The 24,506-nt window shown below is 61.7% G+C and carries 22 protein-coding genes; 12 read left to right on the plus strand and 10 right to left on the minus strand.

Annotated elements, in window-relative coordinates; translation table 11 throughout:
• Positions 1-108: 108 nt before the first annotated feature.
• Both B5T_RS05155 and B5T_RS05160 read right to left on the minus strand, forming a co-directional pair.
• The gene (locus tag B5T_RS05155; protein WP_014993410.1) at positions 109-1,014 is read right to left on the minus strand and encodes a response regulator transcription factor; all 906 of its coding nucleotides are present in this window, start codon (positions 1,012-1,014) and stop codon (positions 109-111) included.
• Positions 1,011-4,352 (minus strand): hybrid sensor histidine kinase/response regulator, encoded by a 3,342-nt coding sequence (locus B5T_RS05160; protein WP_014993411.1) that lies wholly within the window; start codon positions 4,350-4,352, stop codon positions 1,011-1,013. The genes B5T_RS05155 and B5T_RS05160 overlap by 4 nt, the downstream gene beginning before the upstream one ends.
• A 312-nt stretch (positions 4,353-4,664) precedes the next feature.
• Here B5T_RS05160 and urtA point away from each other — a divergent pair, with 312 nt between their 5' ends.
• The 9 genes from urtA to B5T_RS05205 all read left to right on the plus strand — a co-directional run bounded on the left by urtA (position 4,665) and on the right by B5T_RS05205 (position 13,353).
• Positions 4,665-5,906: an urea ABC transporter substrate-binding protein gene (gene urtA / locus B5T_RS05165; protein ID WP_041716882.1), complete on the plus strand. Its 1,242-nt coding sequence runs from the start codon at positions 4,665-4,667 to the stop codon at positions 5,904-5,906.
• A gap of 66 nt (positions 5,907-5,972) precedes the next feature.
• Positions 5,973-6,899 (plus strand): urea ABC transporter permease subunit UrtB, encoded by a 927-nt coding sequence (gene urtB, locus B5T_RS05170; protein ID WP_014993414.1) that lies wholly within the window; start codon positions 5,973-5,975, stop codon positions 6,897-6,899.
• 9 nt (positions 6,900-6,908) lie between these two features.
• Positions 6,909-8,060: an urea ABC transporter permease subunit UrtC gene (gene urtC / locus B5T_RS05175; protein ID WP_014993415.1), complete on the plus strand. Its 1,152-nt coding sequence runs from the start codon at positions 6,909-6,911 to the stop codon at positions 8,058-8,060.
• A complete protein-coding gene (gene urtD / locus B5T_RS05180; protein WP_014993416.1) occupies positions 8,057-8,803 on the plus strand; it encodes an urea ABC transporter ATP-binding protein UrtD in 747 nt (248 codons plus the stop codon). Before urtC ends, urtD begins: the two co-directional genes overlap by 4 nt.
• 2 nt (positions 8,804-8,805) lie before the next feature.
• Complete coding sequence (gene urtE, locus B5T_RS05185; protein ID WP_014993417.1) at positions 8,806-9,495, plus strand: urea ABC transporter ATP-binding subunit UrtE; 690 nt, start codon at positions 8,806-8,808, stop codon at positions 9,493-9,495.
• A 17-nt stretch (positions 9,496-9,512) separates the two neighbouring features.
• Entirely contained in the window at positions 9,513-10,559 is a 1,047-nt protein-coding gene (locus B5T_RS05190) for an aliphatic amidase (RefSeq protein ID WP_014993418.1), read from the plus strand.
• 6 nt (positions 10,560-10,565) lie between these two features.
• Positions 10,566-11,636, plus strand: a complete 1,071-nt coding sequence (locus B5T_RS05195; protein WP_014993419.1) for an AAA family ATPase — start codon at positions 10,566-10,568, stop codon at positions 11,634-11,636.
• Positions 11,637-11,767: 131 nt separating this feature from the next.
• The gene (gene fmdA, locus B5T_RS05200; protein WP_014993420.1) at positions 11,768-12,997 is read left to right on the plus strand and encodes a formamidase; all 1,230 of its coding nucleotides are present in this window, start codon (positions 11,768-11,770) and stop codon (positions 12,995-12,997) included.
• A 23-nt stretch (positions 12,998-13,020) separates the two neighbouring features.
• The gene (locus tag B5T_RS05205) at positions 13,021-13,353 is read left to right on the plus strand and encodes an FmdB family zinc ribbon protein (protein WP_014993421.1); all 333 of its coding nucleotides are present in this window, start codon (positions 13,021-13,023) and stop codon (positions 13,351-13,353) included.
• A 161-nt stretch (positions 13,354-13,514) separates the two neighbouring features.
• On the opposite strand, the gene B5T_RS05210 is transcribed toward B5T_RS05205, so the two are convergent.
• Positions 13,515-13,973 carry a MaoC family dehydratase gene (locus tag B5T_RS05210; protein ID WP_014993422.1) on the minus strand — a complete coding sequence of 153 codons (459 nt, stop codon included), beginning with the start codon at positions 13,971-13,973 and terminating at the stop codon, positions 13,515-13,517.
• A gap of 310 nt (positions 13,974-14,283) precedes the next feature.
• Here B5T_RS05210 and B5T_RS05215 point away from each other — a divergent pair, with 310 nt between their 5' ends.
• The 3 genes from B5T_RS05215 to B5T_RS05225 all read left to right on the plus strand — a co-directional run bounded on the left by B5T_RS05215 (position 14,284) and on the right by B5T_RS05225 (position 18,670).
• The gene (locus B5T_RS05215) at positions 14,284-16,536 is read left to right on the plus strand and encodes a TonB-dependent siderophore receptor (RefSeq protein ID WP_014993423.1); all 2,253 of its coding nucleotides are present in this window, start codon (positions 14,284-14,286) and stop codon (positions 16,534-16,536) included.
• Between the two features lie 146 nt (positions 16,537-16,682).
• Positions 16,683-18,044, plus strand: coding sequence for a UDP-N-acetylmuramate:L-alanyl-gamma-D-glutamyl-meso-diaminopimelate ligase (gene mpl, locus B5T_RS05220; RefSeq protein ID WP_014993424.1), 1,362 nt, complete (start codon positions 16,683-16,685; stop codon positions 18,042-18,044).
• Between the two features lie 14 nt (positions 18,045-18,058).
• On the plus strand, positions 18,059-18,670 hold the full coding sequence (locus B5T_RS05225) for a flavin prenyltransferase UbiX (protein ID WP_014993425.1): 612 nt from the start codon (positions 18,059-18,061) through the stop codon (positions 18,668-18,670).
• A gap of 75 nt (positions 18,671-18,745) precedes the next feature.
• On the opposite strand, the gene B5T_RS05230 is transcribed toward B5T_RS05225, so the two are convergent.
• The 7 genes from B5T_RS05230 to dacB form a co-directional block, all read right to left on the minus strand.
• A complete protein-coding gene (locus B5T_RS05230) occupies positions 18,746-19,552 on the minus strand; it encodes an energy transducer TonB (protein ID WP_014993426.1) in 807 nt (268 codons plus the stop codon).
• The gene (locus tag B5T_RS05235; RefSeq protein ID WP_014993427.1) at positions 19,549-20,058 is read right to left on the minus strand and encodes an ExbD/TolR family protein; all 510 of its coding nucleotides are present in this window, start codon (positions 20,056-20,058) and stop codon (positions 19,549-19,551) included. Before B5T_RS05235 ends, B5T_RS05230 begins: the two co-directional genes overlap by 4 nt.
• Positions 20,055-20,438 (minus strand): ExbD/TolR family protein, encoded by a 384-nt coding sequence (locus B5T_RS05240; protein WP_022996018.1) that lies wholly within the window; start codon positions 20,436-20,438, stop codon positions 20,055-20,057. Before B5T_RS05240 ends, B5T_RS05235 begins: the two co-directional genes overlap by 4 nt.
• A complete protein-coding gene (locus tag B5T_RS05245) occupies positions 20,428-21,117 on the minus strand; it encodes a MotA/TolQ/ExbB proton channel family protein (protein WP_014993429.1) in 690 nt (229 codons plus the stop codon). The genes B5T_RS05240 and B5T_RS05245 overlap by 11 nt, the downstream gene beginning before the upstream one ends.
• Positions 21,118-21,358: 241 nt before the next feature.
• A complete protein-coding gene (locus B5T_RS05250; RefSeq protein ID WP_014993430.1) occupies positions 21,359-21,790 on the minus strand; it encodes a copper resistance protein NlpE in 432 nt (143 codons plus the stop codon).
• A 384-nt stretch (positions 21,791-22,174) separates the two neighbouring features.
• A complete protein-coding gene (locus tag B5T_RS05255) occupies positions 22,175-22,840 on the minus strand; it encodes a glutathione S-transferase (protein WP_014993432.1) in 666 nt (221 codons plus the stop codon).
• Between the two features lie 67 nt (positions 22,841-22,907).
• The gene (dacB, locus tag B5T_RS05260; RefSeq protein ID WP_041716885.1) at positions 22,908-24,395 is read right to left on the minus strand and encodes a D-alanyl-D-alanine carboxypeptidase/D-alanyl-D-alanine endopeptidase; all 1,488 of its coding nucleotides are present in this window, start codon (positions 24,393-24,395) and stop codon (positions 22,908-22,910) included.
• Between the last annotated feature and the right edge of the window lie 111 nt (positions 24,396-24,506).

Raw genomic sequence — 24,506 nt, forward strand, 5'->3', positions numbered from 1 at the left:
TGCTTGCAAGCGAATGTTTGTTGGTTGGGGCCCAGTACAATTCGCTTGCAAGCAAGCTTCCCACAGCGGCCTTGTAGCCCCCTCTGTATCCAGGTCTGCAAGAGGCACCTACACCCCCAGGCACCCCAGCGCCATGGCCGCCGCCGAGGTGCGGTTTTCCACCCCCAGTTTGCGGAATACCTGCTCCAGGTGCTTGTTCACGGTACGCGGGCTCAGGGTCAGGATCTGGCCGATTTCCCGGTTGGTCTTGCCCTGGGCGATCCACAGCAGCACCTGGGCTTCCCGGGGCGTCAGCCGCAACTGGGCGCGCAAGCGTTCCGCGCCCTCTTCCTCGTCGTGTTGATGGATACGGAACAGGAACTCGCCGGCGGTGACCTCGCCGAGAAAACGCAGGCGAAAGGCGGTGTCGCCATCACTGACGGTGTGCAGATCCGACGGTTGCGGCGCCCGGGCCAGCCAGTCCTCGATGTGTCGGGCGAGCAGCGCCAGCCGTTTGTCGCGATTGCCGGCATCGTCATTGAGCAATTGTTCCGCCTGCGGTGTGGCCCACTGCCAGCGGCCGTCGCGGCCGGTGGAGAAGGCCGCCTGAGCGAAGCGGTCCAGGGCGCTGCGGGCGCTCTGAGTCTGGCGGGCATTGGTCAGATGGACGCGAATGCGGGCGATCAGCTCCGAGGGGCGCACCGGTTTGGTGACATAGTCCACCCCGCCGGCCTCGAGCCCCCGCACCACGTCCTCGGCATCGCTGAGCCCGGTCATGAAAATCACCGGAATGGGCGCCAGCGGCGGCCGGTTTTTCAGTTGCCGGCAGGTCTCGAAGCCGTCCATCCGCGGCATCATCGCGTCCAGCAGGATCAGATCCGGCACCATCTTTTCGGCGATATTGAGCGCCTGCTGACCGTCCAGGGCGAGCAGGGCGGTCAGGTCCGCCTGTTCCAGGGCCTGGTGGATCATGCCCAGGGAGTCCGGCGAATCGTCCACCACCAGAACCAGGTCCTTGCGATCGGGTTGGCTCATGGCGTGCGCTCCAGCACTTGTATCACCTGATGGAAATCGAAGCGGCGCAGTGAGGCGGTCAGGGTCTCGGCCAGGGGCGCCGGCAGATGCCGGTCCCGGCGGGCGCGTTCCAGACGTTCCCGCAGCCCCCGCAAGTGACCGATTTCCGCCAGGGCCACCAGCTCGTCACGCAGTGCCTTGTCCAACGGCGGCGCGGGGGCATCCCCGGCCGGTGTCGCCGGCGGGCGGTGTTCCCAGTCCAGGCGAAGGTGGCGGGCCAGGATTTCCAACAGCGTGCTCAGTTTGAACGGTTTCACCAGATAGTCGTCATGCGGACCGTCGTTGAAGGTGTTGGCGCGGGCGGCTTCGCGGGCGTTGGCGGACAGCATCACGATCGGTGCCTGGCAGCCGGCCTGGCGCAGAGCCTGGGTGGTTTGCCAGCCGTTCAGCCCGGGCATGGCCACGTCCATCAGGATCAGATCCGGTGTGCTCTGGGCTTGCATCGCCAGGGCGGTGCGGCCGTCCGGCGCCTCCAGCACCTGAAAGCCCAGTGGCGTCAGCAGATCGCTGATCAAGCCGCGGTGGGAGGGATCGTCGTCCACCACCAATAAGGTCCGGCGTGGGCCCAGGTAACCGTGCACCGGGCGGGTTGGTTCGCGGTCCTGGCTGTTGCCGTGCTCGAGGCTGGAGAGCATGACCGAGAGTCGGAATTCGCTGCCTTGTCCAGGGATGCTGCTGACCTGGATGTCGCCGCCCATGATATCGGCGAGCAGTTTGGTGATGGTCAGGCCCAGACCGGTGCCGTGGACCACCGGCATGCCCGGTTTGCGCACCCGTTCGAACGGCCGGAAGATGCGTGCCTGATCTTCCTCGGCGATGCCGACGCCGGTGTCGCGCACGGTGAACTCCGCCACCTGCGAGCGATAGCGGAAGTGCAGGGTGACCCGGCCCCGGTCGGTGAACTTGATGGCGTTGGATAACAGATTGATCAGGATCTGGCGCAATCGCTTCTCATCGGTGGCCACCCATTCCGGAATGCGCCCTTGTGGCATGAACTCGAAGCCGATGCCTTTGTCCTCCGCTTGCAGCCGGAACATGGTCACCAACTCGTCGATCAACGCCGGTACCCGCACCCGGTTGCGGTACAGCTCCAGTCTGCCGGCCTCGATCTTGGAGATCTCCAACAGCCCTTCGATCAGATCGGAGAGATGACCGGTGCTGCGGCGGATGGCGACGATGGCCTCGCGGCGGCTGTCGGGGATGGCCGGGTCGTGCTCCAGCAACTGGGCGTAGCCATAGGCGGCGTTCAAGGGTGAGCGCAGCTCGTGGCTGAGGCCGGTGAGATAGCGGCTCTTGGCCTGATTGGCGGCTTCCGCCAGTTCCTTGGCCTTTTGCAGTTCGCGGTCGGTCTTCTCGTGGGCCTTGATCTCCGCCATCAGGGCGCGGGTCTGCTTCTGGGTTTCTTCTTCCGCCACCCGGCGGCTTTCGTGGGCGAGCACGAACAGCCACGCCACCACACCGCTCATGATCACCAGAATCACGAACAGCTTGGCCAGGGTGGCGGCCAGCACCGCCCGTGCCGGTGGTTCGCCGGCGGCGGCCTGGTAGTAGACCAGCGTCAGAAAGGCGGCCAGCAGTGACGTCACCACCAGCAGCAGGCCGAGAAAATGCCCTATGCGAGTGCGCAGATGGTTGAGGGCACGATCCGGCAGGATGCCCGCGAGCCAGCCCATCAGTTGCTGCTGGAAGCGGGCATCCTGCTTGCAGCTGTCATGGCAGCGGGCGTCCAGGGAACAGCACAGCGAACAGATCGGCCCGTTGTAGGCGGGGCAGAACGCCATGTCTTCCTGGTCGAAGGCGTGTTCGCAGATACAACAGGGTTTGCCCTCCACCGACTCCGGCCGTGATGGCGGCCGGGCGATGTAGTAGCGCCCGCGGGTGGCGACGGCGATCAGCGGTGCGCATACGAAGGCGGCGAACAAGGTGATGAACGAGGCCAGCGCCTCGCTGGCGGCGCCCAGCACGCCGGCCTTGCAGGCCAGGCCCACCAGGGTGGCCAGCAGCATGGCACCGCAGCCCACCGGGTTGAGGTCATACAGATAGGCGCGTTTGAACTCGATGTGCCTGGGGCTCAGACCGAGCGGTTTGTTGATCACCAGGTCCGCCACCAGGGCGCCGATCCAGGCCACCGCCACCATGGCGTAACTGCTCAGAATCGACTCGAACGCCCGGTAAATACCGATCTCCATCAGCAGCAAGGCGATCATCACGTTGAACACCAGCCAGACCACCCGGCCGGGGTGGCTGTGGGTCAGGCGCGAGAAGAAATTGGACCAGGCGATGGAGCCGGCGTAGGCGTTGGTGACGTTGATCTTCAACTGCGACAGCACCACGAAAATACCGGCCAGTGCCAGCAGGGCGGCCGGATGGCTGGTGACGTGGGCAAACGCCATCAGGTACATGTGCATCGGTTCCTGGGCCTGGCTTTGCGGCAGGCCGTGATGAATCGCCAATACCACCAGGAAAGAACCGGCCAGTGCCTTGAGGGCGCCGACCACGATCCAGCCGGGGCCGCCGGCGAGCATGGCCGCCCACCAGCGGACCCGGGTGGCGGGCGTCTTCTCCGGCATGAAACGCAGAAAATCCACTTGCTCACCGATCTGCGCCACCAGCGAGAACAACACCGTGGAGGCGGCACCGAACAGCAACAGGTCAAAACCGCCATGGCGGGCGTCGCCACCGGGGAACTGGAACCAGCGGTCCAGCGATTGCGGGTCCTGCCAGAGAATGAACACGAACGGCAGCAACTGCAGGATCACCCAGAAGGGCTGGGTCCAGGCCTGGAACCGGGTCAACTGGGTGATGCCGTGGGTGACCAGCGGAATCACCACGATGGAACTGGCCACATAGCCCAACGTCAGCGGCAGGCCGAACAGGACCTCCAGGGCCATCGCCATGATCGCCGATTCCAAGGCGAAGAAGATGAAGGTGAAGGACGCGTAGATCAGCGAGGCGATGGTTGAGCCCAGGTAGCCGAACCCGGCACCGCGGGTGAGCAGATCAATGTCGACGCCGTCGCGGGCGGCGTAGTAACTGACCGGGATGGCCAGCAGGAAGATGGTGACGCTGAACACGGCGATGGCCCAGGCCGCGTTGGTAAAGCCGTAGTTCAGGGTGATGGCGGCGCCAATCGCCTCCAGGGCAAGAAACGAAATCGCGCCCAGGGCGGTCAGCGCCACCCGGCCCGGTGACCAGCGCCGGGCGGACTTGGCGGTGAACCGCAGGGCGTAGTCTTCCAGAGTCTGGTTGGCGACCCATTGGTTGTAATTGCGCCGCACCGGAAAGATTCGTTGCTGCATGTCAGCGTCGTTCACCCACCCGAATGGAAGTGGTGCGCGGTCCCGAAACACCGTGCACAGCGTCAAAGCCTCTTTGAATCAACGTTCTTCAAACAGAAAGAAGCAGGATTCGTGCCCAACTTTTGATCATGGGCTGTCTTTATTCCCCAGGCCCGACGGTACCCTCCGGGTGACGGGTCGCCTATGGGGAGAATGACGTAGGGACCTGACCCAATCACCGAATGGGCCACCCGCCGGCCCCTTCCCATACTCGTTGCCAATGACCGCCGGTCCTGGGGCCGGTCGGTCCGAACCGCTGACGAGGGGAAGACCATGACGAGAGCAAAGGTAACGGCGCCGGGTTTGAAGCGGCGATTGGGGTGGGCCGGTCTGCTGGCCTGGGCCACCTTGGGGTTGCCCGGGATAAGTGCGGCCGATGACGTCAACAGCACTGGCCTGGCGGTAACCGAGGACACCGTCAAAGTGGGGATCCTGCATTCCATCACCGGCACCATGGCGATCAGTGAAACCGGTTCGGTGCAGGCGGAAAAACTGGCCATCGAGCAGATCAACGCCCAGGGCGGCGTGCTTGGACGCAAAATCGAGTATATCCAGGAAGATGGCGCCAGCGACTGGCCCACCTTCGCCGAGAAAGCGCGCAAGTTGCTGGTCAACGACAAAGTGGCGACGGTGTTCGGGTGCTGGACTTCCGCCTCCCGCAAGGCGGTTCTGCCGGTGTTCGAGCAATACAACGGCATGCTCTACTACCCGACCTTCTATGAAGGACTGGAGCAATCGCCCAATGTGATCTACACCGGCCAGGAAGCGACGCAACAGATCCTCGCCAGCATCGACTGGGTGGTGAAGGAGAAGGGCGCCAAGACCTTCTATCTGCTCGGTTCCGACTACATCTGGCCGCGCACCTCCAACAAGATCGCCCGCAAGCATATCGAGAAGAAAGGTCTGAAAGTGGTGGGTGAGGAGTACTACCCGCTGGGCCACACGCAGTTCAACTCGGTGATCAACAAGATCAAGCTGCGCAAGCCGGATGTCATCTTTGCTTCCGTGGTGGGCGGTTCCAACGTGGCCTTCTACAAGCAGCTCAAAGCCGCCGGCATTGATCTGACCAAGGAAAAGCCGCTGCTGCTGACCATCTCCGTCACCGAGGATGAAATCCTGGGTATCGGCGGCGAGAACGTGGAAGGCGCCTATGCCTCCATGAAGTACTTCCAGAGCCTGGACAACCCGAACAACGCCGCCTTCGTGAAGGCGTTCAAGGAACGCTGGGGCGATGACATCGTGATCGGCGACGTGACCCAGGCGGCTTATCTCGGTCCCTGGCTGTGGAAAGCGGCGGTGGAGGAAGCCGGTTCCTTCGACGTCGACAAGATCCGTGAAGTGTTCCCGGGCATCGAACTGAAGACGGCACCGGAAGGCTATGTCCGCATCCACGAGAACCATCACCTGTGGTCCAAGGCACGCATCGGCCAGGCGCAAAAAGACGGCCAGTACAAAGTGGTGTACGAGACCGAGGATCTGATGGAGCCGGATCCGTTCCCCGAAGGCTACAAGTAACCAGACCGCCGGCACCCGTGAGGGTGCCGGCCCGATTCGACGCGAAAGGTTGCCCGGGAGAACGCCATGTTCGCTGATTATTCCATGCCGGAGCTGATGTCGATTTTCGCCATGCAAGGCTTTGCCGGCTTGTCGTTGTTTTCCATCTTCGTGCTGATGGCCCTGGGGTTGGCGATTATTTTCGGCCAAATGGGCGTCATCAACATGGCCCACGGTGAGTTCATGATTCTGGGGGCCTACACCACCTACCTGACCGCCGGCCTGTTCGAAAATGTGCTGCCCGGTCTGTACGGCATTTATTTCTTTGTCGCCATGTTCCTGGCGTTCATAGCCAGCGCTTTGCTCGGCATGCTGGTGGAATGGTTGATGATACGCCACCTGTACCACCGGCCGTTGGATACGCTGCTGGCCACCTGGGGGCTGAGCCTGATTCTGCAGCAGGCCTACCGTTCGATCTTCGGCGCCCGGGAAGTGGGCGTGAGTCTGCCGGATTGGATGATGGGCTCCATCGCCGTCACCGACCTGGTGGAAATCCCCATCAACGGCGTGATCGTGATGGTGCTGACGCTGGTCATCGCCACTCTGGTCTATCTGTTGATGTTCCGTTCCGGCTGGGGACGTCAGGTACGCGCGGTGGTGCAGAACCGGCCCATGGCGGAGGCGGTGGGTATTGATACCGGCAAGGTGGACCGGATCACCTTTGCCCTGGGGTGCGGTATCGCTGGCGTCGCCGGCGCGGCCTTTACCATGATCGGATCCACCGGTCCCACTTCCGGACAGCTCTACATTGTCGACACCTTCCTGGTGGTGGTGTTCGGCGGCGCCCAGAGCCTGCTCGGCACCATCGCATCCGCGTTCACCATTTCCCAGGCTCAGTCGACCATGGAATTCTTCCTCAGCGGCTCAATGGCCAAGGTACTGACGCTGCTGGTGGTGGTGGGCATTCTCATGCTGCGTCCTCAGGGTTTGTTCGCTCTCAAGGTTCGCCGTTAGGAGGCCGTGATGAAAACAACTCCATCCGCATCTTCATTGATGTCCCGGGAGAACCTCTATTTCCTGGTACTGGCGGCGCTGCTGTTGCTGGTGTTTCCGGTGCTGCTGGATGCCTTCCGTCTCAATCTGGTGGGCAAGTACCTGACCTACGCCTTCGTTGCCGTGGGGCTGGTGCTGTGCTGGGGCAAGGGCGGCATTCTCAGTCTCGGGCAGGGTGTCTTCTTCGGACTGGGCGGCTATTGCATGGCCATGTTCCTGAAACTGGAAGCGTCCAGTCCCGAGGCCACCGCCAGCCAGTCCACGCCGGGCATTCCCGACTTCATGGATTGGAATCAGGTCACTGAACTGCCCTGGTTCTGGCAGCCGTTCCACAGCTTCTCCTTCACTCTGATCGCGGTGGTGATGGTGCCGGTGATTCTCGCCTTCATTATCGGCGTGGCCATGTTCAAACGGCGCGTCGGCGGCGTCTACTTCGCCATCATTACCCAGGCGATCGCCGCCATTCTCACCATCCTGATCATCGGGCAGCAGGGCTTTACCGGCGGCGCCAATGGCATCACCGACCTGCGCACGCTGATGGGTTGGGATATCCGCAGCAACGAAGCCAAGACAGTGCTGTACTTCGTTACCTCCGGTTTGCTGTTGGCCTGCGTGTTGCTGGCCCGCCATGTGCTGGGCAGCAAACTCGGCCGCATTCTGGTGGCGATGCGGGACCAGGAAGACCGGGTTCGCTTTTCCGGCTACGACGTGGCCTCGTTCAAGGTGTTCGTGTTCTGTCTGGCGGCGGCGCTGTCCGGTATCGGCGGTGCCTTGTTCACCTTGCAGGTGGGGTTCATGTCGCCTTCCTTCGTCGGCATCGTGCCGTCCATTGAAATGGTGATCTTCTGCGCCGTGGGCGGACGTCATTCACTGCTCGGCGCGGTGTATGGCGCGCTGTTGGTGAACGCGGCGAAAACCGGGTTTTCCGAATCCTTTCCGGAACTCTGGCTGTACGCCATGGGCGCGCTGTTCATCGCCGTGGTGTTGGCGTTCCCCAACGGCATTGCCGGTCTGTATCAGCGCTATCTGATGCCGCTGGAGAAAAGAATGCTGGGTGGTCTGGGCAAAGCCGCCAACACGCCGCCCACGGCCGCGGCCCGCCGGATGGAGGAAACCCCATGAGCACGTCCCGGGATTTTATCCTCACCGTGGAAGGACTGACCGTGTCCTTCGATGGCTTCAAGGCGGTCAATGATCTGTCCCTGTACCTGGAGCACAACGAAATCCGCGTCATCATCGGCCCTAACGGCGCCGGCAAGACCACGGTACTGGATCTGATCTGTGGTAAGACCCGCGCCACCGACGGCGCCATCCGTTTCAAGGGCCAGGAACTGACGCGCATGAAGGAGCACCAGATCGTCCGCTCCGGGGTGGGCCGAAAATTCCAGAACCCGTCCATATATGACGACCTTACCGTGTTCGAGAATCTGGAGGTGTCCTATCCACGCGGACGTTCGGTGATGGGCGCGCTGGCGTTCCGTCGCGATCAGCAGGTCCTCGATGCGGTACACGAAGTGGCGGAAACCATCTTTCTGGCGGATCAACTGGACTGCCGTGCCGACCTGCTCAGTCATGGGCAAAAGCAGTGGCTGGAGATCGGCATGCTGCTGATCCAGAAGCCGGATCTGCTGATGCTGGACGAGCCGGTGGCGGGCATGTCGGTGGCGGAGCGCAAGAAGACCGCCGAGTTGCTCAAGGTGATCACCCGTGATCACACGGTATTGGTGATCGAGCACGATATGCAGTTCGTCGGTGACATCGCTGATCGTGTCACCGTGATGCACCAGGGCCAGGTGTTGTCCGAAGGCTCCCTGGCCCATGTCAAAGCCGACCCGAAAGTGGTCGAGGTCTATCTGGGGCACTGATCATGCTGAAATTGCAGAACTACTCCGTAGCCTATGGGCAGAGCAAGGTGATCCATGACTTGCAACTGGACGTGGGCGAGAACGAGATTGTCGCGGTGGTCGGCCGCAACGGCATGGGCAAGACCACGTTGATGAAATCCATGGTGGGCATGGTGCCGGCCAGAGAGGGCGTGTTGTCCATGCAGGGCGTCGATCTGATGCCGCTGAAAAGCCATCAAAGGGTCAAGGCCGGACTCGGCTTCGTACCGCAGGGACGGATGATCTTTCCCACTTTGACGGTGAAGGAAAATATCGAGACCGGCCTGGCCGCGTCCGGGCGCAAGGGCATTCCCGCCGACCTCTACGAACTGTTTCCAGTGCTCAAGGACATGGCTTCACGCAAGGGCGGCAACCTGTCCGGTGGGCAGCAGCAGCAACTGGCTATCGCCCGCGCCCTGGCCACTGATCCCAAGGTGCTGATTCTCGATGAACCCACCGAGGGGATCCAGCCTTCCATCATCCAGGAGCTGGCGCGAACGCTACGCAAAATTCGCGACACGCGCGGGCTCTCCATTCTGGTTTCCGAGCAGGTACTGAGTTTCGTCATGAACGTGGCGGACCGGATTCTGGTGATCGAGAAAGGGCGCTTCGTGCATCAGGAAGAACGCGAAGGGGCAAACCAGGAAAAAATCGCCGCCTATCTGGCGGTCTGAATTCGAGGAGACAAGCAATGCGTCATGGTGATATTTCCAGTAGCGCCGACACCGTCGGTGTGGCGGTGGTGAACTATAAAATGCCGCGTCTGCACACCCGTGAGGAGGTGCTGGATAACGCGCGGCACATCGCCGAAATGATCAAGGGCATGAAGCTCGGATTGCCGGGCATGGACCTGGTGGTGTTCCCCGAATACAGCACCATGGGGATCATGTATGACCCCGATGAAATGATGGCCACCGCCGCCACCGTGCCGGGCGATGAAACCGATATTTTCGCCGCCGCCTGCCGTGAGGCAAACACCTGGGGCGTATTCTCGCTCACCGGCGAGCGCCATGAAGAGCACCCCCACAAGGCGCCGTACAACACCCTGGTGCTGATCGATAACCAGGGCCGTATCGTGCAGAAATACCGCAAGTGCATTCCCTGGTGCCCGATCGAGGGCTGGTATCCCGGTGACAGCACCTACGTTACCGAAGGGCCGAAAGGGCTGAAGATCAGCCTGATCATCTGTGATGACGGTAACTATCCGGAGATCTGGCGGGATTGTGCCATGAAAGGCGCCGAGCTGATCGTGCGTTGCCAGGGCTATATGTACCCGGCCAAGGAACAACAAATCATGATGGCCAAGACCATGGCCTGGGCCAACAACTGCTATGTGGCGGTGGCCAACGCCACCGGTTTCGACGGTGTCTATTCCTACTTCGGACATTCCGCTCTGGTCGGCTTCGACGGCCGCACCTTGGGGGAATGTGGCGAAGAGGAGATGGGCGTGCAGTACGCTCAGCTCTCGGTTAGCCAGATCCGTGATGCCCGCGCCAACGATCAGTCTCAGAATCATTTGTTCAAGTTGCTGCATCGTGGTTACACCGGTGTGCACAACTCCGGTGACGGTGACAAGGGCGTGGCCGATTGTCCGTTCGATTTTTATCGAACCTGGGTGTTGGATGCGCAGAAAGCCCAGCAACAGGTGGAAGCCATGACCCGCGATACGGTTGGCGTGGCGGACTGTCCGGTGGGCGACTTGCCGGTACCGGACAAGGAAAGGGCGGTGGGGGAGTAGACGCCGGTGCCCTTCATCAATGATCGCCTGATGGAACAGGCGGAGTCCCGGCCGCCGCCGGTGACGCCGGGGGCCCGCGTTTCCCGCTTCCAGTTCGAGCCGGATCAGGTGATGGCCCGGCTGAGCGCCCGCATCGTCGGCCAGGATCCGGTGCTGGCGGACCTGGAGGCGATGCTGACGCGGATCAAAGCGGATATTTCCGATCCGGAACGGCCGCTGGCGGTGTACCTGTTTGTCGGCCCCACCGGTGTTGGCAAGACCGAAACCGCGCGCCTGCTGGCCGAGGCGCTGCACGGTCGCGCCGACGCGCTGTGTCGGGTCGATATGAACACTCTGGCCCAGGAGCACTACGCCGCCGCGCTCACCGGCGCGCCACCCGGCTACGTGGGGAGCAAGGAAGGACATACCCTGCTGGATGAGGAACGGCTGCGCGGCACCTTCCGCAAACCGGGGGTGGTGCTGTTCGATGAAATTGAAAAGGCCGACGCCCGGGTCATACGGGCTTTGATGAATGTGCTGGATCATGGCCGTTTGCCATTGTCCGCCGGCACCCGGGAGCTGGATTTTCGCAACAGCCTGATCTTCATGACCAGCAATCTCGGTGCCCGTGAGGCTCAGGCCAGATTGTCCCTCTATCGCGGCGGCTGGCGCCGCTGGCTGGGATTGCGTCCGGGGGAGGTGGAGCGTATTCCGGAACAAGCGGTGTTCGAGCACTTTGATCCGGAGTTCATTAATCGTATCGACCGCATTCATTACTTTCAGCCGTTGGCGCCACAACGGGCCGAGGCGCTGCTGGATATTGAACTGGATCGCCTGGCGGACCGCCTGCAAGGACGGGACGTTCATCTATCCTGGCAACCGGCGGCGCGGGCCCGGTTATGCGCCGGGCAGGATATCCGCTACGGCGCCCGTGATCTGCGGCGGCGTCTGCGCAACGAACTGGAACCGAAGGTGGCCGCGGCCATGTTCGGCCACCCCGGCACTCGTCAGTTTCTGGTGCGAGCCTCCGGTGGTACCTTGGAGGTCGTGCCGGTGATGGATACCGAACCCCACGACGCACTACGTCATACAACGTAGGCGCCGGGGTGTTTTCACCAATGGCGCCGGCCGGTGGCCGGCGCGATAGTGTCAGGGCCTGCCCGGCAGGCTCTGATTCATGATCCCTGCCGAGGCATGGGATGACGACATTGAGCGGAGGGAAGCACACCATGGCTGAGACCATCATTAAAATTGATCTGAACAAGTCCCCGTACGAGAACGAGAAAGTGCATAACCGGTGGCATCCGGATATTCCCATGGCCGCCATGGTGAAGCCCGGTGATGACTTCATCGTGGAATGCCATGACTGGACCGGCGGGCAAATCAACAACGACGACAACGCCGAGGACGTTCGCGACGTGGATCTGACACAGGTGCACTTCCTGTCCGGTCCGGTGGGTGTGGAAGGCGCCGAGCCCGGCGATCTTCTGGTGGTGGATATTCTCGATATCGGCACCTTCGAGGAAAGCCAGTGGGGCTTCAACGGCTTCTTTTCCAAACAGAATGGCGGCGGCTTTCTGACCGAGCACTTTCCCGAAGCGCAGAAAACCATCTGGGACTTCAATGGCATGTTCACCAAGTCCCGCCATATTCCCGGCGTGGAGTTCGCCGGTCTGATTCACCCGGGGCTGATTGGCTGCCTGCCGTCCAAGGGCATGCTGGATGAATGGAACAAACGGGAAAAAGAACTTTACGATACCGAACCGGATCGGGTGCCCGGCCTGGTCAATCTGCCGTTCGCCGATACCGCCCACATGGGCAAGTTGAACGGTGATGCCCGTAATGCCGCGGCGGCGGAAGGCGCGCGTACGGTGCCACCAAGGGAGCATGGCGGTAACTGCGACATCAAGGATCTGTCCCGTGGCTCGCAGATTTACTTTCCGGTGTACGTGAAGGACGCCGGTCTGTCCGTGGGCGACCTGCACTTCAGCCAGGGTGATGGGGAAATTACTTTCTGTGGCGCCATCGAGATGGCGGGCTGGATTCACATGCGGGTGAATCTGATCAAAGGCGGCATGGAAAAATACGCGATCAAGAACCCGATCTTCAAACCCAGCCCGATGGCGCCGAAGTACGATGACTATCTGATCTTCGAAGGCATTTCCGTGGACGAGGAGGGCAAGCAGCACTACCTGGACGTGCATATTGCGTATCGCCAGGCTTGTCTCAACGCCATCGAGTACCTGAAGAAATTCGGCTATTCCGGTGCCCAGGCCTATTCGCTGCTGGGATGCGCGCCGGTGCAGGGCCACATCAGCGGCGTGGTGGACGTGCCGAACGCCTGTGCCACTTTGTGGTTGCCCACCGACATTTTCGAGTTTGACCTCAAACCCGGCGTGGATGGTCCTCAGCACAGCGTGGCCGGATCCATGGATGTGCCACTGGCGAAAGACAAGTAAGGCCCGGATAGAGGAGAACGGCGATGCCGTTATACGACTATAAATGCGCGAACCACGGACTGTTCCATGCGCTGGTGGCGGTGGCGGAATCCGGTATCGCCCACGCCTGCCCGCAATGCGGTGAACTGGCGCCGCGGGTGATCATGGTGCCGCCGGAGGTGCTTGATATGGCCCCGGCCCGCCGTCAGGCCATGGAATGCAACGAACGCGCCGCCCATGAACCCCGGCGAGGCAACGACCACAGTGAAAAGGAGCAAGGCTGCTGCCACCACGCCAAACCCTCGCCGAAAGTGTTCTACACCGCCGACGGCAAGAAAATGTTCCCCTCGGCGCGGCCCTGGATGATTAGCCACTAGGAGAGGCAGTTGACAGTTGATAGTGGACAGTTGACAGCGAAAATCTAAAAACAGACCAAAAGCAAAGAGGCCGCGCCCAGTACTTGGACGCGGCCTCTTTCATTTCCGTTCACGCAGATCTGATCCGCGCAGCTATCAACTGTCCACTATCAACTGTCAACTCAAAAAAGCACCATCCCCAGGCTTTCCGCCACGCAGGCCGGTTTGTCGCTGCCTTCAAGCTCGATGGTGACTTCGTTGCAGAGCAGGTAGCGGCCTTCGCCTTTCTGGGTGACGGATTTCATCACGAAGCGGGCGCGGACGCGGGCACCGGCGGGGACGGGGGCGAGGAAGCGGCAGCCGTTGAGGCCGTAGTTGATGCCGGCTTTGACCCCTTCGATGGCGTAGATCTGATCCTTGAACATGGGGATCAGGGACAGCGTCAGGTAACCGTGGGCGATGGGGCCGCCCATGGGGGATTCCTTGTTGGCCCGTTCCACGTCCACGTGGATCCACTGGTGGTCGCCGGTGGCTTCGGCGAACTGGTTGATGCGCTCCTGGCTGATGGTTTCCCATTCGGAAACGCCGAGCTCCTTACCTTCCCAGCTTTGCAGTTCGTCGGGACTTTTAATTGTCAGCATGATGTCTCCCAAGACAATAACGAAAGAAAGTGGCCGCCGCTTCCGTAAGGAAGAGAGGGGCGGCCACGCTCCATGGTAATCCATTAACCGGCTCGGGGTATCGTCGGGTATGGCCGTTTTCTTGTTCCATATGTCTGCTCATTGGCCGGGATAGCGCAACCGGGAGCTCCGGGCGGGCAGCGGGTTACCGCGGTGACGGACACCACTGGCGCCAGAGCCCCTATGTCATCTGGCAGCAGTTTGTCATCATTGTATAATGCGGATGCGAATCATTCCTATAATTGTGCTTGTTATTGGTCAGGAGACTTGTATGGCTAGCCGATCCGGCAACACACAACAACGGCGGGGCCGGGGCACCCGCCATCCACTGGCCTGGGCGGTGGCCGCCACCATGATCAGCAGCCCGGCCTGGGCTCAGGACAGCTCCGGGACACAGCAACTGGACACGGTGGAAGTGGGCGCTCAGGGCGAGAGTGCCTTGGGGGAAGCGGACTTCGGCTATGTGGGGCAGCGTAGTCTCACGGCTACCAAGATCGATACCCCGGTGAGCGAGACCCCGCGCGCCATCTCCATTGTCACCCGCGAGCAAATGGAAGACCGTGCCTCGATCAGCATCGCCGATGCCCTGCAATACACGCCCAGCATCCAGGCGAACTATTTTGGCGAGGACAACAAGCAGGACTGGTTTGTCATCCGTGGTTTTGATCAGGCCAATAACGGTTTGTACCGCGATGGTACCCGGGTCTATTCATACGGCTTCTATAGCTGGCAGATCGATCCCTTTGGCCTGGAGCGGGTGGAGATTTTGCGCGGCGCGCCGTCCGCTCTGTATGGACAGAACCCTCCGGGCGGCGCCATCAATACCGTCAGCAAGCGCCCACGTTCTTATTCCAGTGGCTATGTGGGTCTGGAGTACGGCAGCTACGACCGTAAGCAGTTGTCGGTGGACGTGAGCGGACCGGTGGGGGAAGGGCATGCCTACCGCCTGGTGGCGTTAAGACGTGACAGCGAAACCCGGGTGGACGATGTGGATGCCGAGCGCACCTTGATCGCGCCATCTTTCAAAGCCGCGCTGGGAGACAATACCGATCTGACCCTGCTGGCTTCCTATCAAAAAGACGATTCCGACCCCTATCTGCAGTTTCTGCCCACCAGCGGGGTGATCACGCCGAACCCGAACGGCGAGATTGATGATGACGTGGCCGTTGGTAATCCGGACTATGAAAAGTTCGAGCGTGAGCAAGCCACGCTTGGATACGAATTCGAGCACCGTTTCAGCGACAACACCAGGTTCCAGCAGTACACCCGCTATCAGCACATGAAGATGGATCTGCGGCAGATGTACTCCCTGGGTTATATGCCCAATTCCGGCGACTCTCAGCTACTGCGTGGGCTGTCCGACGAGGAAGGCGACGCCGACGGGATCAACGTGGATAACCGGCTGATCCATAAGTGGAGTTTCAACGGAATCGACCACACGCTGTTGGTGGGGATGGATTATCAGAGTCTGTCCATCGATGGTAAAACCTATGCTGATCCGGTAATGGGCTACGAAGCGGCGCCCGGTATTTATGCGCCCGCACTGCTCGATCCATACCATCCCAGCTATAGAGATGCGAACGCCCTGGTGCCTTTGCGGTGTGACTTTTCCACTGGCGCCTGTAATCCCCTGACCGAAGCCGATCGGCAGGAAAGAGACATCGATTTCTATCAGGCTGGTGCTTATCTTCAGGATCAGATGAAGTTCAATGACCGCTTCGTCTTCCTGTTTGGCGTTCGTTATGATCACGCCACACAGGAGTACCAAAACAAAACCCTTTCCACGCAGCAGAAGACGCGAAACGAGGAGTGGACCACCAGCACCGGTCTGGCGTACCTGTTTGATAATGGAGTCACGGCTTACGCCAACTACTCCCAGTATTTCCTGCCGGTACGAATCGAAATCGCCAGAGCGGGGACTAACGAGGCCAAACCGGAATCCGGCGACAATGTCGAATTGGGCCTCAAGTACCAGCCGCACGGTTTTGATGGCTACTTCAACATGGCTTTGTTCCAGGCCACCAAGGAAAATATGGCCACGGGGGCCGCACTGACCTTGCAGCAGATCGGCGAGGTCGAGAACAAAGGGGTGGAACTGGAGGCCGTTGCCAACATTACGCCGAGTCTCAGCGTGATCGCCAACGCCACCTTCATGGACCCGGAAATCAAGGAGAACGGTAATGCGGCCCAGGAAGGCAATCGTCCTGAGCAGGTGGCCAAGACCCTGGCTTCCGCCTGGGCCAAGTACAGCTTCCTTGAAGGACCGATGAAAGGGGTTTCCGTGGGCACCGGGGTACGCTATGTCGGCGATACCTATGGCGATAACGACAACACCCGCGAGCATCGCGTGCCGTCGTTCACGCTTTGGGATGCCACGGTGAGCTATCAGTGGCAGGACTGGAAATTCCAGGTGGCGGCCAAGAATCTGGCCGACAAGGAATATGTTGCCACCTGTTCCAGCGCCTATTACTGCTGGTACGGGGATCGCCGCAACGTTATCGCCAGCGTGAGCTATGCCTGGTAACACGGGGCATTGATCCGGCCGGGTGCCTGGCAGCGCGCTGCTTTCGCCAGTTGAACGGGGCGTCGGCTCTTCACCTGACCGCCGGTTATCGCTATGGTGCGGAGGTTTGCCCCGCGATGGCCGGGGGCGTCGGCGAGAGGAACTCGATGCACATTCACATTCTGGGTATTTGCGGTACCTTCATGGGGTCGCTGGCGCAACTGGCCCGGGCCCAGGGGCACCGGGTCACCGGTGCCGATGAGAACGTCTATCCGCCGATGAGCGACCAGCTGGCCGCCGCCGGTATCGACATCACCGAGGATTATGACCCGTCGCAACTGGAGCCGGCCCCGGATCTGGTGGTGATCGGCAATGCCCTGAGCCGTGGCAATCCGGCGGTGGAGGCGGTGCTGGATCGGGGCTTGCCGTACACCTCCGGGGCCCAGATGCTGGCGCAGGTGGTGTTGCCCGGACGCTGGGTGCTGGCGGTGGCCGGTACCCACGGCAAGACCACCACCAGCAGCATGCTGGCCTGGATTCTGGAACACGCGGGATTGAATCCCGGTTACCTGATCGGTGGCGTGCCGGCCAACTTCGGTGTTTCCGCCCGGCTGGGCGAGAGTCCGTTCTTCGTGGTCGAGGCGGACGAGTACGACACCGCGTTTTTCGACAAGCGCAGCAAGTTTGTTCATTACCGGCCACGCACCGCTATTCTCAATAATCTGGAATTCGACCACGCCGATATTTTTACCGATCTGGCCGCGATCCAGACCCAGTTCCATCATCTGATCCGCACCATTCCCTCCCAGGGCAGGATCATCCTGCCGCAAGGAGAGCCGGCTCTGGAGGAGACCCTGGACAAAGGCTGCTGGAGCGAGCTGGAGCGTTTCGGTGAAGATGCCGATCCCGGCTACCGTTTGCTGGCGGCGGATGGCTCCGCCTTCGAGGTGCTGGAAAACGGCCGGGTGGTGGGCCGGGTGAGCTGGTCGCAAACCGGCCGCCATAGCGTCAACAACGGCATGGCGGCGCTGTTGGCGGCGCGGCATGTGGGCGTGACGCTGGCCCAGGGGGCGGAGGCGTTGAGTGCGTTCCAGGGCGTGAAGCGCCGCATGGAACTGCGTGGCGAGATAGCGGGTGTGCACGTTTACGATGATTTCGCCCATCATCCCACCGCCATCGCCACGACGCTCGACGGGCTTCGGCGCAAGGTCGGTGAGCAGCGCATCGTGGCGATCATCGAACCGCGTTCCAATACCATGCGCCTGGGCCGTCATCGCGATACTCTGGCACAAAGCACCGCCGCCGCCGACCAGGTGATCTGGTATCAGCCGCCGGGTCTGGACTGGTCCCTGGATGACGTAGTGGCGCAGTCACCGGTGCCGGCACGGGTGGAGCAGGATCTCGATGCGCTGGTGGCGGCGGTGGCCGCCGGTGAGCGCGGCCCCTGCCATCTGGTGGTAATGAGCAACGGCGGTTTTGGCGGTATTCACGGCAAGCTGCTGGACGCGCTGCACGCGGCACGGTCCTGATGGGAGAGAGCGCGATGCGACAACGGATCACTCTTGCGTTCACCGGCGCCTCCGGTGCCCCTTACGGGTTGCGCTTGCTGCAATGTCTGCTGGAAGCGGACTGCGAGGTCTACGTCTTGTTGTCGAAGGCGGCGCGGGTGGTGATCGGTACCGAGACCGATCTCAAGCTGCCCGCCGGCACCGGTGCCGCCGAGACCGCGTTGCGGGACTGGAGCGGTACCGATAAAGGCCGTCTGGTGGTCTGTGGCCTGGAGCAGTGGACCGCGCCGGTGGCGTCCGGCAGCGGCGCGCCGGCGGCCATGGTGGTGTGCCCCTGTTCCACCGGCACGCTGTCCGCCATTGCCAATGGCGCCAGCGATAACCTGATCGAACGGGCCGCGGATGTGGCGATCAAGGAACGCCGCCACCTGATCCTGGTGCCTCGGGAGGCGCCGCTATCCGCTTTGCATCTGGAAAACATGCTGAAGCTGGCGCGGCTGGGTGTCACCATCCTGCCGGCGGCGCCGGGCTTCTACCATCGCCCGCGGCGAGTGGAGGATCTGGTGGACTTCGTGGTGGCGCGTCTGCTGGATCACCTGGGCGTGCCGCAGACGCTGGTGGCGCGCTGGGGAGAGAAGGAGGGCTAAGCACCTGCTTATGCCCACACCCTGACTGGTCTGTTTCTGCTAGGGAGCTACGAAGCCGCCGCAGCAGCGTTGTCCTTATAGCGTGTAATTGATCGGAATCCGCACCGCCACCGGATCGCTTCCCAACTGGGCCGGGGGCGGCGGGAAGCGCAGCCGGCGCACCAGTTCCAGGGATTGCTGATCGAGAATGCGGCTGTTGGAACTGCCCACCAGTTCCACATTTTCCGCACGGCCCTGGGCGTTGACCCGGAAACTGACTTCCACTTCACCCTGCTGCCGGCGCATGCGCGCCCGGGCCGGGTAGACCTTGTTGTACTCGATGGTATCCCGCACCTTGCCGAGATAGCGGTTCAGAGCGTTGTCGTTGTCACCGCTGCGATGGACGCCCTCGCCAATGTCCCCGGCGATGCCTTTCTGGCCCTTGGGTTGGGGCGCGCCGCCCGCCACCTGTTCGGTTGGCTCCGCGTCCGGTTCCGCTTCGGGAGAACCGGCGGGTTCGGCCCGTGGCTCAGGGGCGGGTTCCGGCTCGGGCTTCGGCTCCGGTTTGGGGACGGGCTTCGGCTCGGGCTTGGGTTCCGGTTTCGGTTCGGGTTTGGGCTCCGGCTTGGGTTTGGGCTTTGGTTTCGGCTTCGGTTTGGGCTCGGGTTTGGGTTCCGGCTTGGGCTCGGGCTTCGGTTGAGGCTTGGTTTCCACCTGAGCCACCTGGGGCGCCGGTGCCGGTGGTGCCGGCTTGGGCGCCAGCGACAACGTCATGGCCTGCTGACCACCCTGAATGCCCACGCGGCCACCGGCCAGGGTCAGCGAATTCACCGTCACCAGCAGGCTGCCGTGAACCAGGATCGCGAGGGCCCAACTAATGATCAGTCGTATACTTCGCCTCACGGAGTGTTCTCGCTCTGGGTTACCAAACGAACTTCTTCCACACCCAGGTCTCGCAGTTTGCCCAGGTTTTCGCGCAATACACTAAGTGGCACACCGGCATCAGCCAGCAGGCGCACCAGCGGTAATGTCGTCTCTTGCCCGCTGTCGGCGGTGGCGGCGGTGGTGGGTGCCGTCGGGCTTTCTTTGGAGCCGTTTTGAGCCGCCTTGTCAGCCGCTTCCTTTTCCCGTTCCGCCTGATGTTCGGCGATCAGCGTGGCGAGGCTGGCCTCGGCCACCGGTTCGCCGTCATGGAACAGCACGCCTTGCTTGTCCAGGATCAACATCAATTGGCTGGGGTCTTCCTCGGTGGCGGCCTCGGCGCTGTTCGGTGCGGTCACATCCACGGTGGGACGTGGCGCCAACTGGCCGGCCACCATGAAGAAGATCAACAGAAGAAACACTACGTTGATCAGCGGCAGCACCGGCTCCAGCGGTGGCCGGCGGGGGCTGTTGTCTTCCAGATTCATGGCAGCAGCTCCAGCTGCACTTCCTTGAGGCCGGCGGCCCGGGCCACGTCAACGGCGGCGAGGGCGGCCTGCAGGGGCGCGTCCGGATCGCCGGTGATCAGCACGGCTTCGTCATGGCCGGCCAGCCTTTCACCCAGCTGTTCAAGGGACAAGGCTTCGCCGTTCCAGTCCACTTTGCCTTCCGCGTTGACGTGCAACTCCAGCCAGGTCTTGTCGTCCTGCCGTTCCACGGCTTCGCTGGGCACCACACTCACCGGCAGGTCCTTCCAGGCCCCGAAGCGGGTGGCCAGCATGAAGAACACCAGCAGAATAAAAACCACATCGATGAGTGGGGTGAGACTGATAGCCGGCGAACGGTGACGTTCGGGCTCAAGATACATGGGCGATGCGGGCCTCGCTGCTGGGAACGCTGTCCCGGGTCGGAGCGTTGCTGTCCTGGTCGAGGCGGCGGCGTTGTACTTTCAGCTGGGACAGGCGGTCCTGCAGTTTTTCCCGGCACACCTCAATGGTGCGGTCCGCCCAATGGAAGGCGGCCAGGGCGGGAATCGCCACGGTCAGACCCGCGGCGGTGGTCAGCAGTGCTTCCCAGATACCGCCGGAGAGAATGGCCGGATCCACCTGGGAGCCGGCCTGTTCCAGAGCCTGGAAAGCGCTGATCATGCCGAAGACGGTGCCGAGCAGGCCCAGCAGCGGCGCCAGCGCGCTGATCACCTCGAGAATCCGCAGCCCGCCACGCAACTCATCCAGGGACTCGCGGGCGCGGCGCAGGCTGTCTTCTTCCCAGCTTTGCTCGTCCATATCGCGCTGGTTCCAGGAGGTCAGCACCACCTGATCGATGGGCGTACGGCCCGGCTTTTGTTGGGCCGGAACTTCACCGCGTTCCAGACTCGCCAGCAGGGCATCCGCCTGGCGGCTTGCCTTGGGGCGCACACGGGCGAACTGCAGTATCTTGGAAATCAGGGTGGCCAGACCGATCACGGACATCAGGCCAAGCACCCACATGGTGATACCACCGGAAACGAACCACTCGGGGAGGTGAAACTGCAGAGAAGAGGTCATCGCCGAACTCCATCGTGGAAAAGGCGGATATCGCCGTCGGCCGGGACGTATAAAAGCGGATAACGGCACCTTGGGGCACCGTGACGGGACGATATCTCAGTGTGCGGGCGAGTCTAGCACTTCGCACAGTGAATGCAAGTCATTCCTATTTACAGGAATGTGACGATGGATAGGCTGTTTCAATAAGCGTGGGAGATGTGGGGAGAGGGGGAAGGCGCCCGGTTGACGCCTCCCCATGAGGTTACTGCTTGATCAGGGTGTAGTTGAGTTCGGACTCGATACGGTCGCCGTTGATGTCCAGCATTTCCAGCGCATTCAGCGCGGTTTCCAGGTAGCGCAGCTGGCTTTCCACATCCTCGGACTGGGGATTCAGCACCACGGTGCGGTAAGCGGTACCGTCCATTTCCTTATTGCCGTAGGCCCACTGGCCGCGCTCGACTTCGGTACGGCCCGCGCGGGAACTGTCCATGTACTCTTCACGCAACTCATATTGGGTCGGACGGTCTTTCTCATCGCTGTACAGAGTCAGGGAAGTACGGATCCCGGAGCAGTCCGCGCAGGGCAGCATGCCGCTGTACAAGGCCTTGTCCGCCTGAGGGTTGGAGGGAGTGGAAGAACAGCCCGCCAGTACCAGACCGGAGGCCAGACCCAGGGTAAGCAAAATCTTTTTCATGCTTCTATCTCCATATAGATCAAGCGTTATCTGATCCTAGTCGATTAGAAGCTTTTGGTGTGAACACGTTCACGCTTTTAACAGTCTTTAACCGGGGCGGGGCCGGGAGGGAAAGGACAGCGGGTCACGCCGGTTAATCGCGGCGGCGGGCATGAATTCTCTGAGCCACTTCGATGACCGCGATGGCCACCGCCAGGGCGATGAAAAAATACAGCAGAATCATGGATCCCCACTTGATGGCTATGGCCGGAATACACCCCCTGGTCAGAAACTGACCTGAATAGGATGTTAGGGTGTGACCAAAACTAAGCATAACGTCTTATGTTTGAATGGCCATAGCAAAGTGCGGGGAATGGGCACTGGAGCACATTCCCCCAGGGAGGATCAACCCAGTGGTTTCAGAGCCCCGCCACGTTCCTCCGCCCTGCGGTAGGCGGGGCGGCTTTCCAGCCGTTCAATGAAAGCCCGGATGTTGGGCATTTCCCCGGGGGCCCGGGCCTGCGCCGCTTGCAGTGGGAAGCTCATCTGAATGTCGGCGGCGCTGAAATCGTCGCCGGCGAACCAGGCATGCTCGCCAAGATGACGCTCGACGAAGCCCAGATGATCGCTGAGGCGAGGGTTCAGGAAGCCCTGATTCAGTCCCTGGCTGATTTTCCTGGCCACCGGGCGGATAAAGAACGGCATCGGCGATTGGGGGACTCGGGAGAACACCAGCTTCATTACCAGCAGCGGCATCAGTGAGCCTTCAGCGTAGTGCAGCCAGTATTGGTAGGCTTCGCGGCCGGGAGCGCCCGGTTCCGGGCGGAAGCGGCCCTGGCCGTGGTGGTCCAGAAGGTATTCGAGAATGGCGCCGGATTCAGCCACCACCCGGTCATCGTCCTGCAGTATCGGCGCTTTGCCCAGGGGGTGAATTTTCCGCAGGCTCTCCGGCGCCAGCATGGTAACGGGGTCGCGCTTGTAATGGACGATTTCGTAGGGGAGTCCCAGTTCTTCCAGAAGCCAGAGAACCCGCAGGGAACGGGAATTTTCCAGGTGGTGAACGGTGATCATCGGGATGCTCCGGGCCGTGGCGTGACAACGTCAAAGCCCGGAGCATAACAGAGACGGGATAACCGTGTTATCGGCCGTCGCCCGCGGAAGCCGCGGTGACCCGGCTGGCATCGGTGCCCGGTTCCACCAGGGTGTGCACCGCCTTCAGCACTTCATCCAGTACCGCCCGGGATTTCCAGGCGCTGCGATCGTTGATCATGGCCGCCACCGCCCAGGTGGTATTGTTCTGGTCGCGGGTGAAGCCGGCGATGGAGCGCACGTTTCTCAGAGTGCCGGTCTTGATATGGCCCTCGCCCACCAGCGCGGTATTACGCAGCCGGTTACGCATGGTGCCGTCCATTGCCACCAACGGCAGCGAGGCGATCAGCTCGGCGGCGAACGGACTGCGCCAGGCCTGTTGCAGCATCAGGGCCTGCTGGTGGGCGGTGATACGCTCCAGACGGGACAGTCCTGAACCGTTCTCCAACACCACCTGGCTGATGTCGATGCCTTTCAGACGCATCCATTCAAGGATTGCCCGATCGGCCGCCGCCAGGTCGTCCTTGTCGCCGGCCAGCCGGTTCTCCGCGCCAATGGTAAGGAACAGCTGGCGGGCCATGACGTTGCTGCTCCATTTATTGATGTCGCGCACCATGGTGACCAGATCCGGTGAGGAGGTGGTGACCAGAAGCTTGGCGCCCCGCGCCAGCCGGCCAGTGCGGTCGCGGCCGGACAGGGTGCCGCCCATTTCCCGCCACAGGCCGCGGATCAGATTGGCGGTGTAGTCTTGCTGGGACATCAGCGACAGATAACGGTCGGCGCGGCAGTTCTCCGGCAAGGCGCCGGTGATCGTCACGGTGATCTTGCGGCGATCGGAAAAGTCCGGCTCGTATTGCAGCGCCTTGGAATTATGCACCGGGCAACGGCCGCGCTCGGGTGCGGTGACCTTGTTGTCGATGACGATCTTGCTGACCGGCGGTTCGGTGCTCACATGCACCTTGCCATCCCGGCTCATCATGCGAATACGGAACACATTCAGGTTGGTGAGCAGGGAACCGGGCTCCACCAGATAGGGCGCGTAGGGATTGTCGCCATCATCATTGAAATGGGGAACACCGTTGGGCAGATGAAAATAGCTGCCGTCGAGCACCAGATCACCGCGAATATGCTTGATGCCCATGGCGCGCAGATCACGCAGCAGCAGCCACATACGTTCCAGGGTCAGTTTGGGATCGCCGACACCGACGTAGTAAAGGTTACCTTTGAGCGTATCGCCCTTCTGTTCGCCGTCGGTGTACAGACGGGTGTGCCACTGGAAGTTGGGGCCAAGCAGTTCCAGAGCGGCGTACGTGGTGACCAGTTTCATGGTGGAACCCGGATTCATCTGCTCATCGGCATTGACGAAGCGGGGCTCGCCGGGGCCGTCCAGGGGAATCGCCGCCAGAGACAGGGATTGTTCCGGCAATTTCCGTTCCTGCAGGCTCTCATAGATGCTGTCGGCCCAGGATTCGGCGCTGGCCGGGGATATGGCGACGAACATCAGAAACAGTGACAACCAGAACGGACGGCAAGTCATGGTCAATGCGGGCTCCCTTGAATACTGCATACGGATCCGCTGTCATGGGCAGCGGATCGGGGCTTCCTTGGCACGGCGGCAGCAGGAATCGCTGCGACCGCGAAATTCGGA

It is taken from the genome of Alloalcanivorax dieselolei B5 (genome assembly GCF_000300005.1).
In the GTDB taxonomy this organism is placed as follows: Bacteria; Pseudomonadota; Gammaproteobacteria; order Pseudomonadales; family Alcanivoracaceae; genus Alloalcanivorax; species Alloalcanivorax dieselolei.

Coding starts and splice junctions, on each gene's coding strand:
- urtD (WP_014993416.1), top strand. CDS start 8,057: ATGAGCACGTCCCGGGATTTTATCCTCACCGTGGAAGGACTGACCGTG.
- mpl (WP_014993424.1), top strand. CDS start 16,683: ATGCACATTCACATTCTGGGTATTTGCGGTACCTTCATGGGGTCGCTG.
- urtC (WP_014993415.1), top strand. CDS start 6,909: ATGAAAACAACTCCATCCGCATCTTCATTGATGTCCCGGGAGAACCTC.
- dacB (WP_041716885.1), bottom strand. CDS start 24,395: ATGACTTGCCGTCCGTTCTGGTTGTCACTGTTTCTGATGTTCGTCGCC.
- urtE (WP_014993417.1), top strand. CDS start 8,806: ATGCTGAAATTGCAGAACTACTCCGTAGCCTATGGGCAGAGCAAGGTG.
- B5T_RS05235 (WP_014993427.1), bottom strand. CDS start 20,058: ATGAATCTGGAAGACAACAGCCCCCGCCGGCCACCGCTGGAGCCGGTG.
- B5T_RS05240 (WP_022996018.1), bottom strand. CDS start 20,438: ATGTATCTTGAGCCCGAACGTCACCGTTCGCCGGCTATCAGTCTCACC.
- B5T_RS05215 (WP_014993423.1), top strand. CDS start 14,284: ATGGCTAGCCGATCCGGCAACACACAACAACGGCGGGGCCGGGGCACC.
- fmdA (WP_014993420.1), top strand. CDS start 11,768: ATGGCTGAGACCATCATTAAAATTGATCTGAACAAGTCCCCGTACGAG.
- B5T_RS05245 (WP_014993429.1), bottom strand. CDS start 21,117: ATGACCTCTTCTCTGCAGTTTCACCTCCCCGAGTGGTTCGTTTCCGGT.
- B5T_RS05205 (WP_014993421.1), top strand. CDS start 13,021: ATGCCGTTATACGACTATAAATGCGCGAACCACGGACTGTTCCATGCG.
- B5T_RS05210 (WP_014993422.1), bottom strand. CDS start 13,973: ATGCTGACAATTAAAAGTCCCGACGAACTGCAAAGCTGGGAAGGTAAG.
- B5T_RS05155 (WP_014993410.1), bottom strand. CDS start 1,014: ATGAGCCAACCCGATCGCAAGGACCTGGTTCTGGTGGTGGACGATTCG.
- B5T_RS05255 (WP_014993432.1), bottom strand. CDS start 22,840: ATGATCACCGTTCACCACCTGGAAAATTCCCGTTCCCTGCGGGTTCTC.
- urtB (WP_014993414.1), top strand. CDS start 5,973: ATGTTCGCTGATTATTCCATGCCGGAGCTGATGTCGATTTTCGCCATG.
- urtA (WP_041716882.1), top strand. CDS start 4,665: ATGACGAGAGCAAAGGTAACGGCGCCGGGTTTGAAGCGGCGATTGGGG.
- B5T_RS05250 (WP_014993430.1), bottom strand. CDS start 21,790: ATGAAAAAGATTTTGCTTACCCTGGGTCTGGCCTCCGGTCTGGTACTG.
- B5T_RS05190 (WP_014993418.1), top strand. CDS start 9,513: ATGCGTCATGGTGATATTTCCAGTAGCGCCGACACCGTCGGTGTGGCG.
- B5T_RS05160 (WP_014993411.1), bottom strand. CDS start 4,352: ATGCAGCAACGAATCTTTCCGGTGCGGCGCAATTACAACCAATGGGTC.
- B5T_RS05225 (WP_014993425.1), top strand. CDS start 18,059: ATGCGACAACGGATCACTCTTGCGTTCACCGGCGCCTCCGGTGCCCCT.